The organism is Gottfriedia acidiceleris, from assembly GCF_004138285.1.
Classification (GTDB): Bacteria; Bacillota; Bacilli; order Bacillales; family Bacillaceae_G; genus Gottfriedia; species Gottfriedia acidiceleris_A.
Genome location: NZ_SCFN01000022.1, coordinates 25,146 through 39,868 on the forward strand (window position 1 = coordinate 25,146; position 14,723 = coordinate 39,868).

Here is a 14,723-nt window from a genome sequence, read left to right on the forward strand (position 1 = left end):
GTTTCATTCCTTTCACAAATATTTGCTTTCATCGTGAAAGGCCTGTATATATGGAATTACTTTTTATATAATTCTTCTACTTGCTTTTGTAAATCCTTGTTCTCTAAGAACTCATCATAAGTACACTCTTTATCAACTAAACCGTTTGGTGTCACTTCAATGATACGGTTTGCAATTGTTTGAATGAACTGATGGTCATGAGATGTAAATAATGCAGTACCTTTGAAGGCGATTAACCCATTATTTAATGCCGTAATTGACTCTAAGTCTAAGTGGTTAGTAGGGTCATCTAATACTAATACGTTTGCTCCACTTAACATCATTTTTGAAAGCATACAGCGAACTTTTTCTCCCCCAGAAAGAACAGAAGCTTTTTTCATTACTTCCTCTCCTGAGAATAGCATACGACCTAAGAAACCACGTAGGAAGCTTTCAGACTCATCTTGTGGAGAGAACTGACGTAACCATTCGATTAAGTTCATATCACTTTTTTCAAAGAACTCAGAGTTATCTTTAGGGAAAAATGCTTGAGAAGTTGTTACACCCCATTTAAATGAACCAGTATCTGGCTCCATTTCACCCATTAAAATTTTAAATAAAGTTGAAATTGCAACGTCATTTTTACCAACAAACGCAATTTTATCGCCTTTGTTTACAGTAAAACGTACATTATCTAGTACTTTTTCACCATCGATTGTTTTTGTAATTCCTTCTACAGTTAATAAATCATTTCCAACTTCCCTCTCCGGCGTAAATCCAACGAATGGATAACGACGAGAAGATGGTCTAATATCATCAAGCGTAATTTTATCTAAAAGTTTTTTACGTGAAGTAGCTTGTTTTGCTTTTGAAGCATTTGAGCTAAATCGAGCAATAAATCCTTGTAGTTCTTTAATTTTCTCTTCTTTTTTCTTATTAGCATCAGACATTAATTTTTGAGCTAATTGACTTGATTCATACCAGAAATCATAGTTACCAACATAAAGTTGAATTTTACCAAAATCTAAATCAGCCATATGTGTACATACTTGATTTAAGAAGTGACGGTCATGTGATACAACGATAACTGTGTTTTCAAAGTTAATTAAGAAGTTTTCTAACCATTGAACAGCTTTAAGATCTAAGTTGTTCGTTGGCTCATCTAGTAAAAGAATATCTGGTTGACCAAATAGTGCTTGAGCAAGTAAAACCTTTACTTTCTCGCCTGCTTGTAATTCAGCCATTTTTTTATAATGTAAGTCTTCTGTAATGCCAAGACCTTTTAATAAAATCGCAGCTTCTGATTCTGCTTCCCAACCATTTAACTCTGCAAACTCACCTTCAAGTTCTGCAGCTTTCATGCCATCTTCTTCAGTGAAATCTTCCTTCATGTAGATTGCATCTTTTTCTTTCATTACTTCGTATAGACGAGTATGACCCATAATAACTGTTTGAAGAACTTCAAACTCTTCATATTCAAACTGGTTTTGTTTTAATACTGCAAGGCGCTCACCTGGCGTTACAATAACATCACCTGTAGACGGCTCGATATCACCAGATAAAATTTTAATAAAAGTAGATTTACCCGCACCATTAGCACCAATTAAACCGTAACAGTTACCTGGTGTAAATTTTATATTAACATCATCAAATAATTTTCTGTCCGCAAAACGCAAACTAACATTAGAAACTGTAATCATTTTAATTTTATTCCTCCAACTCTTTTGCTCTACTCTTTACAATACCATATTTTAAAAGGAAATTAAATTTTTTCTAAAATAAATTCAAAAACAATCACCAAATTTTGTAAAAAAACAGCATAATTTAGTTTTTCATTTCCTTTTTAAAGGCAATATATGAGTATATAGTTGGAAATCCAACTAATAATATAATCAATGGAATGACAATTATTCTCTTGTCACTCACTGGTATAAAATAAAGCAGTAAGAAACATAAACCAATAATCATAAATAATCTTCCACTTACGCGATGTGTTTTTTTCCAAACATTTTCGTTACTTAATGACCATGGTGTACGGACGCCAATAAAATAATTCGAACGAACATGAGGCATATAATTTCCAAGAAACATAAACAAAAGGCCAATAAAGAGAAAACTCATCGAGCCGATGTGAACGTTATAACCTAATCCATAAAATAAAACACTCATATTAATTAAAAAGAAAACAAATAAAATCCCTGTTGCCATAAAATATAAGCTTCTTTGGAATAACTTATAATTCTCTTTTCTTGGATCAATCTTCGGAGTTACAATTGGCAATAAATAAACGAAAAGCATGATTGCATGTAGCTCGATAAACGTTTGCATTTTTGAATCGTAATTATTAACATGACCTGAAAAATCCCAGTGGACAGGTAGTTGACTTGGTAAATCATGAAAGTTAATCATCCATAATACAAGTGAACAAATTAATAGTAAAATTGCAATGATATGCTTCTTCAAAATAAGTCACCTCTCAATTATTTTCTTTAAAACTATATGCCCAACTAATAATTTCTTGGAAAACCGTCATATTTAGAGAATAAATAATAAATTGACCCTTCTTTTCATCTTGAATTAACTGAGCTGACTTTAATATTTTAAGATGCTGCGAAATACTAGGTTTTGACATATCAAATTGTTCTGAGATTTCTCCAGCAGTTAAATCCTTCTCTTTTAATAAATCTAAAATTTTCCTTCGAGTTGGATCCGATAATGCTTTAAATAGTTCATTCACATTTCACACCTCTAGAATTAGTATTTAGTTAATTAACTAAATACTAAATTCTATTGGTCTAATTGTCAATTATGCTAAGATTAGAAATAGATTATTTTATGTTTTTATTTCGTTTCTATATCATTTAAATTAAACATCAAATCTAGGAAATTAAAAGATTAGAGGTATTATCATGGCAAATAAACTATATTATGAACACCCCTCATTAAAAAAATGGTTTACTAAAATTACTGAAATTAAAGAAGTTGATTCATTATTTCATATCAAACTTGAGGATTCTGCATTTTATCCTGAAGGTGGCGGGCAGCCATCAGATTTCGGTACAATTAATGGAATCGAAATTGTTGAATTAATTGAAGATGATGAAGAAGTAATCCATGTCTTAAAAGCAAGACCGGATACAACAGAAGCAACATGTGAAATAAATTGGGACCGTAGAATTGATCATATGCAACATCATAGCGGCCAGCATTTACTTTCAGCAACAATTATTGAACTGTTCGATATACCTACAGTAAGTTTTCATTTAGGAAAAGAGACAGTTACGATTGATTTAGATACACCTTCTCTTTCTGCTGAACAATTAAATCAAATTGAAAGAGCAGTATATGAAAAAATTCTTGAAAATATTGAAATTAATACATACTTCGTAAATAAAGAAGAATTAAATGCACTTCAACTACGCAAATTACCAAAGGTTGAAGACAACATACGAATTGTTGAGATAGTACATACAGACTTATCTGCTTGTTGTGGTACTCATGTAAAACAAACGGGTGAAATTGGATTAATCAAATTAATTAAAACTGAAAAAGTAAGACAAACTACTCGACTTCATTTTAAATGTGGCTATAGAGCACTAGAAGAAGTTCAAAAGACTAGTAAAACATTATCAAATATTAATCAATTATTTAATACACATACTGATCAAGTTAAGGATAAAGTCGAATTGACGATTAACGAATTAAAAGAAGCGCAAAAAGAAATCGAGAAAATGAAAGAAACGATTTTTAACTCAATCTCTAACGAGTTACTTTTAAATGCAACAAATGATATCATTATCAAAACATTTGAAGAAGAATCAGTAAAAGACTTACAATTACTCGCAAAGGCAATTCAAGCAAAAAAACCTTCATTACTTGTTTTTTCAAGCATAAAAGAGCAAAAATTATTGCTAATTAATCAGTTGAAAAATGATGTGCATTGTGGAGAATTAATCAAAAATTTACTAAAACAGGTTGAAGGAAAAGGAGGCGGCGGTGCTCAGCAAGCACAAGCTACTTTTGAAACTTCAATCCAATTAAACGAAGCAGAAAATACTTTAAAACGTCTTCTTCTCCTCTAAGGCTAACATTATATTTATATGTTCAAAAGAACAACGACGGACTGCAAAAGTCCACCGTTGTTCTTTTTTGTTTTGCGCTATATAATTTTCTTTTATATCTATTCAACCGAATACTTATAGAATATTTTATCGACCTTCATCACTGGAAAATTCTCAGATAAATCAGTAACTTCTACTCTTGTAAATCCATTTTTTTCATAAAATCGATGAGCTGCTAAAAATTGAGGGGTTGTCCCAAGATAAATTGCTTTTATTGACTTCTCTTTCGCCCATTTAATAGCATTATTTAATAAGAGACTTGCAGTATTAAATTTTGCACCTCTGTATTCTTTATCGACAAACATCTTTCTTAACGCAACTTGTTGATTCCCTATGTCTAAAAGACTGATTGTACCAACTACTTTATCGCCATAAAGAGCCATCCAAAAGTTCCCGTTTCCATTCTGATAAAAATCTTCTATAGTAAACAAATCAGGCTGGTCATCCTTGGTGATCTTTATATTGTACTCTTGTTGCTGAATATCAAGAATTAAATCTACTACTTGAGCTTGAAAATCATTAGAGTATTCTTTCACAATAGGACTGCTGTTCATCAATTTACACCGCCTTTAAAATATTAACACTTTACTGTTTTCAATATAGCTACTTCTCTTTCATATCACTGTTACCACTTTATTCAATATAGAGTTCGAGATGTCCTTTTTTCTTATTTAACTAAAGTGTTAAATTGTACAATAAAAAATGACCGACGAATCGCCGATCATTTTTTTCAACTAATAATGCGGTAGTTGCATAAGTTTTTGTTTTTATCTATTAATTGATTTTCTAGTTTTAGAAAATAAGTTTTTTTGTACAAGTTCAAGAGGGGATACGGGCTTCACGTTCGAAGTTAGAAGTAACCCACTTACCCTCGCTTTTAAAGAGCTTTAGTACTATTTCTCGGTTGGTCGGTGGGTCCACAATCCATTTCTGCAAGGTATGAATAATAGGTTCCTTATGTTGAAAGTAGTGTATAAAAACCTCAGACTGCTCGTGGAGTCGTGTCGTCCAAATCTGAGATCGCTCCATTACCATTGAATAGTATGTTCGAATGAGCTTGCGAGCAAAGCTTTGTATAAGTGTTTTAAACTCCTCTTTTGAAGCTACTTCTAACCAGCTTATTGTCCGAGTCAGAACTTCGCGAATATCTCCATTAAAACTTATCGCTATCTCTGATGTGAGTTTGTAAGGACCGAATCGTTCTCGAAGATCTTCACCGTGGACACAAACACAGATTTCCTTAAGAAATGCTTGTTCGTAGTAATTCGCCGGATCCACCGCATAATCGTAATTTACAACAGCTATGCCAACATCTCGAACCAAAGAGTGATACTTTTGAGACAATGCTTTAGTAAGGATCTTTAACTGCGCCAACTCCTCGGCACTCAACGTACCATTAAACATTGCTAAAAGGTCCAGATCTGACTTAACTACCACAGCTTCACCTCTTGCAACGCTGCCATATACATAGATACTATGCAATAGATGTGGAAACAATATTGCTATCTTCTCAACAGACTCCCGTAGGCACGGAAAGTAGGCATTATCAATCTTGACCAAAGATACATCACTTATAATGTACCCATCTCGGTCTAGCCCATATCCAGCTTGTAGACTCCCCATTTCTACCTCCCTCCGCTGCATTAGTCGTTACACTTTCGTTATACTAACCTTTACTTCAATAAAAAAGACGCTATTACGATTCACGATAAACAACTAACGCATGTGTTATTTTAAATTATTCTAATTCCCCTTGAATTAGTTCTAATAAGAAATCGCCAAAATCATCTGCAATAAGTTCTATTGATTGTTCACTAAAGTCTATTCCCAAATTAATAGATACAACAGCAGGTTCGTTTTCTCCATTTAGTTTATTAAAGTCTAAACAATATACTTCATCAATACCTGTATCATAAATAATAAGATAATTATCTGATAAACGTGAATCTCTTCGTTCAATCATTGTGTACCATATAGCATCAGGAACACCTGAGTTTAGAAAATCATCATGAATTACACCAAATACTTCTTGCATCCCAAAATTTCCAGCACCATAATTAATTAAAAAATGGCGATATATTTTTGAAAATTTAATATCTAATATAGTTTCTGCTTTTTCTATTAAATCTTCTGAACGCAGACCTTCAAAATCACATTCTTCTTTATTTTGCTCAAGTAGTTCTATTGCTTTTTCGTAATTTGACCAACTCATAATTCTCCCCCATATGTCTAATTATTATTAATATATCATATCAATTTCTGATTTTCTTATTGAACTATACTGCCATTTAGTGCAATAAAAAAAGACCATAGAAGCAGTCAATTGCTGTTCAACTATCGCATGCGTTAGCTCAGATTCACCACAGTGAATGGAAGTTTATATCGTACCTCCAAGTAGTTGAATATGACTTACTAAAGTTTAACCCTTTTAAAATGTTCAACAGTCGGAAATGGATCATAAAAATGATGTAATTGCTTTTTCCATTCTTGATATTCGTTAGATTGTCTAAATCCAACTGTATGGTCTTCTAATGTTTCCCATTGAACTAGTAGTAAATATTTCCCCTTTACTTCCATACAATGCTGTAATTCGTGAGATATGTAGCCTTTCATTGAAGAAATTATTTCGGATGCCCCACGAAATGCTTCTTCATAGTCCTCTTCCATACCTTCCTTAACTTGTAGCATAACGGCTTCCAATATCATATAAAATCCCCTTTTCATAAGTTAATCAATTTACTTTTTTAAGAGCCCTTTTATTAATCTTTACTTCAAGAAAGTGAGAAAGGAACTGATCGTTCAGCACCTCAGTGTTGTTCAACTATCGCATGCATTAGTTCCATAAGAACTCATTATAATAATTTAGACATGTAGTATTCATCAAAACTATTACCGTCTATTATTAATGAGTTCCTTTTTGTTCCTTCAATTTCATACCCCATCTTTTTATATAAACTTACTCCTGCTTCATTTTGTTTTACAACAGTCAGTTCTAATCTTGAAATACTATGTTTAATTGCCCATTCTTCTATGTTTTGAAATAATTTAGTACCAATACCTTTACCTGTATATTCCTCTAAGATTCCAATTACAACATAGACCGAATGTTTTTTTCTTATCACATTACTCCCAATCGCAAACGCATAACCGCCTAATATTCCAGAAGAATCCTCAGCAACAAATATGGTTGAATTCGGTGATTTCTCAATAACTTCTAACTGTTTACGTTGTTTCTCAACCGTAATATTTCTTTCTCCAGCCCCATAAAGCATGAAATCAGCCTGATTTTCAACTTCTTTAATTAGTTGGACAAAATTTTCTGCATCGTCTAGTTTGATTTCTCTAATGTTCATTTAATTTCCCGCCTTATGTAATGATTCATAATCAATAATTATATTCTATAAAGAAAATCGTATTCCCTTTCTTATGCAACAAAACGGCCATTTACTTCAAAAAAAAACGAGCTGCAAGCAACTCGTGTTCTTCAACAAAACATACGTTATTTAGGATAAATTTATATTTTTATTTTTAATCTAAAGGTTATTACTTTTGGAGCACTTAAAAATATCATTTTCCATCCATGAAGAATCTGATCGATCATCGATTCAAGACCCCTATTTTACACCATTAACAAGTTCCCTCATGGAGTTTAACTGAGAAGATAGCTCCTTAAACCAATCCTCATCCCCCGTTGCGAGGGCCAAGTCAATTAGAAAGCGAATCTGTTCTTTGTTTGTCACTTTCGAATCAGGCATTTTCTTTACGTTTTTATTTTGCATGTTAATGGTTTTCCCAACTGTCGTTTTATTATCTGAAGTTATTACATTTACCTTTACTATTTCATCAAGAATAGTAAGTGATTCAATATAACCTATTACTAATTCCCCATCGATTGAATTACCTTTAACCCAGTCACCTGTTTTTAAAATAGAATCTTTATTTAAGTTCATTTTTTCCACCTTCTAATTAATGTTATAAGTTAAAAATTTGTGATCATAACAGCACTTCGTTCGAACTGTAATTTTTTTTATTACATTTCGATTAAAAGAAGGCCAAGCCTTCACTTTTTTAGCTGCTCACTTTTCACTATTGATATGATAGACAATGTCCTTAATAGTGTATTGTTTTAAATATCCCCCAAGATGTTCTTCTGCACCTATGAAAATATTAAAAAGAACATTTTGCATATTTGCCCCAACAACACACTTTTCATTTGATTCAGGGCACTTCGGCTGTAATGCCCCCTCAGAGGTGATCATATAAATATCCCATAGATTAACTTCATTTAAATCTAAGGCAAATATAAATCCACCACCAGTTCCTTCTTTCGATTTTATAAATCCATGCTTTTTTAACAAACTAAGCACTTTACGAATACGTACTGGATGAACACAAGCACTCTCTGATATTTCATCACTTGTAGACATCCGATCCGGCTGCAGTGCAAGATAAGTTAAACTATGAATGGCAAGAGTGAAATCACTATTCATGGCCTGCCTCCTAAAAATCACTAATTTCTTAATATACTTCGATGATATTATTTAGTACTGTAATACTATGTGTTACAGATTGTCTTGTCAAGAAAACTGACATTTTTTTCGATCAGTATTAATATTAATTAGCTACTTTTTGTGATTGAATGTATGAGAATGTTCGTAGCTTACGAGGAAGAAAACTACGAATTTCATCTTCATTATAACCAACCTGTAATCTTTTTTCGTCTAAGATTATTGGCATGCGTAACATTTTGGGATTATTTATTATTAATTTATATAATTCATTAAGTGGTAGCGATTCAATATTTATATTTAATTCCTGAAACGTTTTTGATTTATTCGATATAATCTCTTCCGTACCTGTTTCTGTCATACGAAGAATAGATTTAATCTCCTCAAGTGTAAGTGATTCATTCATAATATTTTTAACACGATAATCAATATGATGTTCCTCTAGCCATGCTTTTGCTTTGCGACAAGATGTACAACTTGGTGTTACATATAGATTCACCATTCTTCTACACACTCCTTATATTTAAAATGTAATAAAAAAAATTACAGTTGAGATAAAAAATAATGTATTATCATTAGGTTGACCTCCATACTCAATTTAAATGAGTATACTGTAATTTTATTATTTACAGTTAAGAGTGTCAACTATATTTTTTAGAGCTTAAATAGGGGGTGTATTTTCTACTTGTACTAATTACTCTTCTATAAATATAAAATAGAAGACCATCAATATAATGATCTTCTTACTAAATTAAGTTTAACACCTGAGTTTGTATTGTTTTCCACATTCAGTATTTCCGCTGCTTAACTATGATTTAATAAAGGTCATGGCATATTGCGTTTATGCTTATATAAAGTCTTTAATCATTAGATTGTAATGATTGATCTAAGCTCCTATAGCGATTTTCCAACAGACTTTTTAAAACGGATATTTCCTGTAATAATCGCTCTCCTTCATTAGTTTCTAGTACCTTTTTTCTCTCGAGTTTTTTTTCCACCAATCTCTTGACTGATAAAACATCTGACCCTTTTAGTAGAACATCTTTTTTTGAATTAAATTTTTCATGGGCGACAAGTTGTATACCAAAGGAATTATATAATAAAGTGTATCCAGCAATACCAGTTGTTGATTGATAAGCCTTGGAAAATCCTCCATCAATGACAATCAACTTTCCGTTTGCTTTAATTGGATTCTCTCCTTTTATTTCTTTAACAGGTGTATGGCCGTTTATTATATGACCTACGTTAGGATTAAGATTCATTTCTGCTAAAATTTTACTGCAGATTTCCTCTTTTTCGCGTAAATGGTAGTAGGGATTCTTAATCTCTTTATGGGTTTCTTTGTCTTTAATAAAATACCTTTCAAAGGTCGTCATTGCTCTTTTCCCAAATAATGATGAATATTCTCCTGTCCATAAATACCAGACCATATCTGTTGCGAGATCATCCGTCTCTTCAGGATGTGCAAAAGCATGTCGTAAATAATGTTCAAAAATATCAAGTAAATCACGACCTGCATAGGTATGATTTTCAATTACCATTTTTTCCATATTTCCTTTTTCATCTATTGGGATGCATCCATGTATTAGTAAGTTCCCATTATACTTCAAATAAAGACTGCCTTTCTTCATGAGAAAATTCATATGTCTGGCCAACTTTTCTGAATGCTGGACAAAAAATAATAGTCTGTCCAAGACTTGCTCTTCTTCCTTTAATAATTCACTAGGATTATCTGGATTAATGGTTGCAAAGCAAGTATTTTCTAATGGGTATGTTTTCCCATTAATTGTTATTTCATTTTTTTCATAGTTAATTTTTTCAAGCAAAAGCCTTTCTGACATATTAAAATACGGGCGTCTCTTTATGATTGACAGTTCAAGCTTAAACTGAATAATTGCAATTGCTTGATGGATTTTAGTGATTTGCAAAAGTTCATGATCAGACTTTTTTTTATCCGAATTGCTCTTCGGTCTAAACGCTGGATTGTCCTCATAGTACTTATCCGCAAGATTTAGAAGTGGTATAAGATTTATTCCATACACGTCTTCTATTATATTTAAATTGTCGTATCGAGCACAGATACGAATAATATTAGCTAGGCAAACCTTTGATCCAGCAAAGGCACCAATCCATAGGACATCATGATTTCCCCATTGAATATCAACAGAATGATAATTAATTAGAGTATCCATAATTTTATCAGGTTCAGGTCCGCGATCATAAATATCACCCACGACATGAAGATGGTCAACTACTAACCGCTGAGTAGAATATGCCAGACCTGTAATGAGCTTATCTGCCTGACCAAGAAAAATAATTTGCTGGACTATTTTTGAGTAATATTGTTTCTTATTTGTAGATTCATCAATTTTGTAAAGTAGCTCTTCTATTATATAAACAAACTCTTGAGGCAATGCTTTATGTAACTTTGAGCGTGTATATTTAGTTGAGGAATAAGAAATTAACTTTATCATACGGTCAATGGTTTCCGTGTACCATTGTTGTAATTCTTGTTTATTTACACACTTATCTCTAATTAACTTTAATTTTTCTTCAGGATAATAAACTAATGTCGCAAATTCATTAATTTCTGTATCAGTTAGTTCATCTTGAAATAGGTCTCTTATTTTCTCTTTTACTCTACCCGAACCATTTCTTAACACATGTTGAAAAGCTTGATATTCCCCGTGTAAATCACTGACAAAATGCTCTGTTCCCTTTGGCAGATTGAGGGTGGCTTCAAGATTAATAATCTCAGTTACCACTTTTTCTTCACTATCATATTTATGAGCCAGTAAATCTAAGTATTTTATGTTCAACTTTTTGGTATCTCCTTTATAATTTCTTCATTTATTTTTCTCTCGAAGATTAGGCTTAATACCTATATGATGAAAGAAAACTCGATTGTATTTTATAATAGTAATTATATAAATTGTCCTCAACAAAATGTACTGACCACTCAAAGTTGATAATAATAACTGGTAATAATTGAATAATCTTCATTTAATTACAAAAGAGGAGAGGCATCCTCTCCTTTTAAATCGTTTCACTGTCTCAGGCAGGTATTAAAGTTATTAATTCCTTTTCACTTGCAGGCTTTTATAGAATTCTTTTTAAATTTTTGTATTTCAATTATTTGTGCTCTATCTGTTTATTTTTGTTAATTCGCTTATTATTATTTTGTTTGTCTAAAATAAAAAAACAAAAAATGGCTAAAGCATTAATCACAATTGCAACAAATAAATAGGTAGTATAATTCATATAATTCTCCATTAATTTTAAATAAATCTCTTATATCCATAATTCCAAGATACTAGTTTAAAGATTAAAAATATATTGTTTTATATAATTTCATTTTAATTATACCTTAATATTTCTATTTATAACTTGGGGGATTTTTGCTGTTTACCTCAAAAAAAAGTAGCCACTGGCCAACATGATCGGCTATATAGTCGATTTTTTTTATTGAGGCTTAAAAAAATTCTAATGGAAATGTTGGGGATTTCAATTCAGATAAAGTGGTATAGACTTTTTCTCAGTAAATTCCCGTATTAAATATAAACTCTACCTCATTTTTTGTATTCCATTTAGATGATTGGATATTAACAGTCCAAGCAAAGTCAGGAAATATTTTAGCAAAGTTTTTTCCTTTATTCTTAAATCCCTTTTCTTTAAATAAAGGTGCAATTGTTTCTTTGACTATTTGATTTAACTCATTCTGCATACTCATATTTTCTCCTTGGATGAAATCCTGTGTAACGATTCATATATAATAATTTATCATAATGAAACCTAAGTGTCTTATTGAAATAAACTGCCATTAGTTACAAAAAAAAAATCTACTATTAAGCCGATCATGTTGTTCAACTAAAGCATGCGATAGTTGCATAAGTGTTAATCAATATTTAAGGTATTTATGTAACCCTCAACTTTTTGAATATAGCCATATTCAGCTTTTATACTTGCATTAACCGTTCCTGTGATATTGATAATAAAACTATTTTCAACATACTTTATTTCAAGATCACAATTCTCCATTGTTTTCATAGATTTTATTTCTAATTCATTTATTTCATAAAAATCTAATTCAACCCAAAATGTGTTATTGCCCAAATTAACCCACTTTTTAGGAGGATTTTCAACGTAATATGGCATATCGAAACATAATGTTACCTTACGACCTCCATCAACGATATTGATTTTTTCAATTTTTATATTTTTTAATTCAGGAACTTCATTATACAAATTAGTAAGAAATAAATTATTTTCTAAATTTAAATACCACAATATTTTATTCCCCTACTTTTATTACCTATTCATTACTCTATAGTACCATTTCTTATTGAACTAAACTGCCATTAGCTCAATAAAAAAAATCAACTATACGCCGATCAAGTTGTTCAACTAAAGCATGCGTTAGTTGCATAAGAACAGCTACAATTTAGAAATAACTTACATACAGCTGTATTACTTTCGTTTAAAAAATTCTACATATTTCTTATCTTCATCTATAAAACATCTACCCTCAGATTTTTCATTTGCTAAATCAAAGTATCTTCTAGCAGTGCTTATATCTCCCATTTCATAAGCTACTTTTCCTGATAGAAATTCTCTTTGCCCAGTGTCGATTCTATCAAGGTCACAGCTATAAATTACTTCTGCCCATTTCTTAGCTTCAATAAAATTATTAATCAGGAGATTGGTCTCACTTAGATAAAAAGCAAAATGATAACTATCATCATAGATACCTTTTGGTTCGGGTAAAGCATCCCAGGCTTCTTCAAGATATTTAATTGAGTCTTCGTAGTTTCCTAAATCGAACTCCTGGTTACTTTTATCAGATAGTAAAGATATCCTCTGTTCAAGTTCAAGATTTGATATTTTCAATCTTAATTCCCCCTATATTAGCTCTTGTATAAGCTTTAAATACTTTGGTTCTTCCTCTTCAAATATGCTATGTTCTTCCAACATATATGCTTTCAACAAATATTCCTTTGCCTTTTCTTCTTCATTGGTTTCATATAAGTTCTGACCCAATCTCAGTAGTATGTAAGGATTTGCCATTCCTTCAGGACAATTAAAAGCATCATAAAAATAATTCTTTGCTTTGTGATAATCCTCAAGATGAAAATACACATCACCTAGTGCGGTAAGTACCCAAGTGCTTGCTTCCCACATATATTTAGGGTCAGGTATTAGTTCTAAAGCATTTTTGTATTTCTTAATGGCACCAACATAATCTTGTGCTTCAAATAAAGCATCACCTTCCTCTGAAAGTTCAACTATTTTATCATAGATTTCATCATTAATTTCCATAAGTCCTCCTCTTGAACACTAGCTATATTTTAATTATATAGGTAATTTTCAAAAAAATCTTATTCAACTATCCTGCCATTTTGTTGAATAAAAAAAATCGACTAAACAGCCGATCAAGTTGTTCAACTAATGCATGAAACCAGCCATTATTAATTTTGAAACAGCAAAAGATGATGTTTGTGCAAGTATCATTTTATTAAAAGAACTTAACTTGAACCTTTCTTTAAACAAAAATGCTGACAACTACGTTCATATTAAACCTTTGAAACCTGGCGTTTATCATTATGAATGCGGAATGGGTATGTTTAAAGGAACAATTACTGTCAAATAAATAACTGAAGTTAATAAAAAAAAATTGCCTAGTTTTTTCGCCAGGCAATTTTTTAATTTATTCTCCTGTTTCTGCAAACTGTTTAATACGTTCACCAATTTGATCACGTACTTTTTGGAACACTGTCCATTCTTGACCAGCAGGATCATCAAATCCCCAGTGAACTCGTTTTACATGTCGAGGTGTCACAGGGCACACATCATTTGCGTGACCACATAAAGTCACAACTAAATCTGCGTTATTTAAGATTTCATTATCAATTACATCTGATGTTTGAGTACGGATATCAATATCAACTTCGTCCATTGCTTTAATCGCATTTGGATTTACGCCATGTGCCTCGATTCCAGCTGAAAGGACATTCCATTCGTTTCCTAAATATTTTTTACCCCACGCTTCAGCCATTTGGCTACGGCAAGAGTTTCCTGTGCATAAGAAGTAAATTGTTTTGTTAGCCATATTGTATTC

19 protein-coding genes are annotated in these 14,723 nt (G+C 31.6%); 2 read left to right on the top strand and 17 right to left on the bottom strand.

Going from position 1 to position 14,723, the window contains the following annotated elements:
• Nucleotides 1-56: 56 nt before the first annotated feature.
• The 3 genes from EP747_RS20605 to EP747_RS20615 form a co-directional block, all read right to left on the bottom strand.
• A complete protein-coding gene (locus EP747_RS20605; RefSeq protein WP_129691941.1) occupies nucleotides 57-1,679 on the bottom strand; it encodes an ABC-F family ATP-binding cassette domain-containing protein in 1,623 nt (540 codons plus the stop codon).
• A gap of 124 nt (nucleotides 1,680-1,803) precedes the next feature.
• On the bottom strand, nucleotides 1,804-2,442 hold the full coding sequence (locus EP747_RS20610) for an SdpI family protein (protein ID WP_129691942.1): 639 nt from the start codon (nucleotides 2,440-2,442) through the stop codon (nucleotides 1,804-1,806).
• 13 nt (nucleotides 2,443-2,455) lie between these two features.
• The gene (locus tag EP747_RS20615) at nucleotides 2,456-2,716 is read right to left on the bottom strand and encodes an autorepressor SdpR family transcription factor (RefSeq protein ID WP_069032479.1); all 261 of its coding nucleotides are present in this window, start codon (nucleotides 2,714-2,716) and stop codon (nucleotides 2,456-2,458) included.
• Nucleotides 2,717-2,888: 172 nt separating this feature from the next.
• Between EP747_RS20615 and EP747_RS20620 the strand changes: the two genes are divergently transcribed.
• A complete protein-coding gene (locus tag EP747_RS20620; RefSeq protein ID WP_129691943.1) occupies nucleotides 2,889-4,061 on the top strand; it encodes an alanyl-tRNA editing protein in 1,173 nt (390 codons plus the stop codon).
• Nucleotides 4,062-4,159: 98 nt separating this feature from the next.
• On the opposite strand, the gene EP747_RS20625 is transcribed toward EP747_RS20620, so the two are convergent.
• From EP747_RS20625 to EP747_RS20685, 13 genes are all read right to left on the bottom strand, one after another.
• Nucleotides 4,160-4,654: a GNAT family N-acetyltransferase gene (locus EP747_RS20625; RefSeq protein ID WP_129691944.1), complete on the bottom strand. Its 495-nt coding sequence runs from the start codon at nucleotides 4,652-4,654 to the stop codon at nucleotides 4,160-4,162.
• Between the two features lie 265 nt (nucleotides 4,655-4,919).
• Complete coding sequence (locus tag EP747_RS20630; protein ID WP_129691945.1) at nucleotides 4,920-5,723, bottom strand: nucleotidyltransferase domain-containing protein; 804 nt, start codon at nucleotides 5,721-5,723, stop codon at nucleotides 4,920-4,922.
• 115 nt (nucleotides 5,724-5,838) lie between these two features.
• Entirely contained in the window at nucleotides 5,839-6,312 is a 474-nt protein-coding gene (locus tag EP747_RS20635; RefSeq protein ID WP_129691946.1) for an SMI1/KNR4 family protein, read from the bottom strand.
• A 200-nt stretch (nucleotides 6,313-6,512) separates the two neighbouring features.
• Nucleotides 6,513-6,806: an antibiotic biosynthesis monooxygenase family protein gene (locus EP747_RS20640; protein WP_129691947.1), complete on the bottom strand. Its 294-nt coding sequence runs from the start codon at nucleotides 6,804-6,806 to the stop codon at nucleotides 6,513-6,515.
• A 146-nt stretch (nucleotides 6,807-6,952) separates the two neighbouring features.
• Entirely contained in the window at nucleotides 6,953-7,453 is a 501-nt protein-coding gene (locus EP747_RS20645; RefSeq protein WP_129691948.1) for a GNAT family N-acetyltransferase, read from the bottom strand.
• A 261-nt stretch (nucleotides 7,454-7,714) separates the two neighbouring features.
• Nucleotides 7,715-8,050, bottom strand: coding sequence for an IDEAL domain-containing protein (locus EP747_RS20650; protein WP_129691949.1), 336 nt, complete (start codon nucleotides 8,048-8,050; stop codon nucleotides 7,715-7,717).
• A gap of 126 nt (nucleotides 8,051-8,176) precedes the next feature.
• Nucleotides 8,177-8,590 carry an RrF2 family transcriptional regulator gene (locus EP747_RS20655; protein WP_129691950.1) on the bottom strand — a complete coding sequence of 138 codons (414 nt, stop codon included), beginning with the start codon at nucleotides 8,588-8,590 and terminating at the stop codon, nucleotides 8,177-8,179.
• 124 nt (nucleotides 8,591-8,714) lie between these two features.
• Nucleotides 8,715-9,110, bottom strand: coding sequence for a transcriptional regulator SpxA (gene spxA, locus EP747_RS20660; RefSeq protein ID WP_129691951.1), 396 nt, complete (start codon nucleotides 9,108-9,110; stop codon nucleotides 8,715-8,717).
• A 358-nt stretch (nucleotides 9,111-9,468) separates the two neighbouring features.
• Nucleotides 9,469-11,427 (bottom strand): fructose-1,6-bisphosphatase, encoded by a 1,959-nt coding sequence (locus EP747_RS20665; RefSeq protein WP_129691952.1) that lies wholly within the window; start codon nucleotides 11,425-11,427, stop codon nucleotides 9,469-9,471.
• Nucleotides 11,428-12,143: 716 nt separating this feature from the next.
• Nucleotides 12,144-12,332: a DUF4304 domain-containing protein gene (locus EP747_RS20670; protein WP_165347188.1), complete on the bottom strand. Its 189-nt coding sequence runs from the start codon at nucleotides 12,330-12,332 to the stop codon at nucleotides 12,144-12,146.
• 170 nt (nucleotides 12,333-12,502) lie between these two features.
• On the bottom strand, nucleotides 12,503-12,895 hold the full coding sequence (locus tag EP747_RS20675; RefSeq protein ID WP_129691954.1) for an Imm50 family immunity protein: 393 nt from the start codon (nucleotides 12,893-12,895) through the stop codon (nucleotides 12,503-12,505).
• A gap of 180 nt (nucleotides 12,896-13,075) precedes the next feature.
• Entirely contained in the window at nucleotides 13,076-13,495 is a 420-nt protein-coding gene (locus EP747_RS20680; protein WP_129691955.1) for a hypothetical protein, read from the bottom strand.
• 12 nt (nucleotides 13,496-13,507) lie between these two features.
• Entirely contained in the window at nucleotides 13,508-13,924 is a 417-nt protein-coding gene (locus EP747_RS20685) for a tetratricopeptide repeat protein (RefSeq protein WP_129691956.1), read from the bottom strand.
• A gap of 133 nt (nucleotides 13,925-14,057) precedes the next feature.
• Between EP747_RS20685 and EP747_RS20690 the strand changes: the two genes are divergently transcribed.
• A complete protein-coding gene (locus EP747_RS20690) occupies nucleotides 14,058-14,255 on the top strand; it encodes a cupredoxin domain-containing protein (RefSeq protein ID WP_129691957.1) in 198 nt (65 codons plus the stop codon).
• A gap of 57 nt (nucleotides 14,256-14,312) precedes the next feature.
• On the opposite strand, the gene arsC is transcribed toward EP747_RS20690, so the two are convergent.
• Nucleotides 14,313-14,714: an arsenate reductase (thioredoxin) gene (arsC, locus tag EP747_RS20695; RefSeq protein WP_129691958.1), complete on the bottom strand. Its 402-nt coding sequence runs from the start codon at nucleotides 14,712-14,714 to the stop codon at nucleotides 14,313-14,315.
• Nucleotides 14,715-14,723: the final 9 nt, after the last annotated feature.

What these genes read in the sequence shown, in the direction of transcription:
- EP747_RS20605 (WP_129691941.1), bottom strand. Translation starts at nt 1,679, where the DNA reads ATGATTACAGTTTCTAATGTTAGTTTGCGTTTTGCGGACAGAAAATTA.
- EP747_RS20620 (WP_129691943.1), top strand. Translation starts at nt 2,889, where the DNA reads ATGGCAAATAAACTATATTATGAACACCCCTCATTAAAAAAATGGTTT.
- EP747_RS20625 (WP_129691944.1), bottom strand. Translation starts at nt 4,654, where the DNA reads ATGAACAGCAGTCCTATTGTGAAAGAATACTCTAATGATTTTCAAGCT.
- EP747_RS20630 (WP_129691945.1), bottom strand. Translation starts at nt 5,723, where the DNA reads ATGGGGAGTCTACAAGCTGGATATGGGCTAGACCGAGATGGGTACATT.
- EP747_RS20635 (WP_129691946.1), bottom strand. Translation starts at nt 6,312, where the DNA reads ATGAGTTGGTCAAATTACGAAAAAGCAATAGAACTACTTGAGCAAAAT.
- EP747_RS20640 (WP_129691947.1), bottom strand. Translation starts at nt 6,806, where the DNA reads ATGATATTGGAAGCCGTTATGCTACAAGTTAAGGAAGGTATGGAAGAG.
- EP747_RS20645 (WP_129691948.1), bottom strand. Translation starts at nt 7,453, where the DNA reads ATGAACATTAGAGAAATCAAACTAGACGATGCAGAAAATTTTGTCCAA.
- EP747_RS20650 (WP_129691949.1), bottom strand. Translation starts at nt 8,050, where the DNA reads ATGAACTTAAATAAAGATTCTATTTTAAAAACAGGTGACTGGGTTAAA.
- EP747_RS20655 (WP_129691950.1), bottom strand. Translation starts at nt 8,590, where the DNA reads ATGAATAGTGATTTCACTCTTGCCATTCATAGTTTAACTTATCTTGCA.
- spxA (WP_129691951.1), bottom strand. Translation starts at nt 9,110, where the DNA reads ATGGTGAATCTATATGTAACACCAAGTTGTACATCTTGTCGCAAAGCA.
- EP747_RS20670 (WP_165347188.1), bottom strand. Translation starts at nt 12,332, where the DNA reads ATGCAGAATGAGTTAAATCAAATAGTCAAAGAAACAATTGCACCTTTA.
- EP747_RS20685 (WP_129691956.1), bottom strand. Translation starts at nt 13,924, where the DNA reads ATGGAAATTAATGATGAAATCTATGATAAAATAGTTGAACTTTCAGAG.
- EP747_RS20690 (WP_129691957.1), top strand. Translation starts at nt 14,058, where the DNA reads ATGAAACCAGCCATTATTAATTTTGAAACAGCAAAAGATGATGTTTGT.
- arsC (WP_129691958.1), bottom strand. Translation starts at nt 14,714, where the DNA reads ATGGCTAACAAAACAATTTACTTCTTATGCACAGGAAACTCTTGCCGT.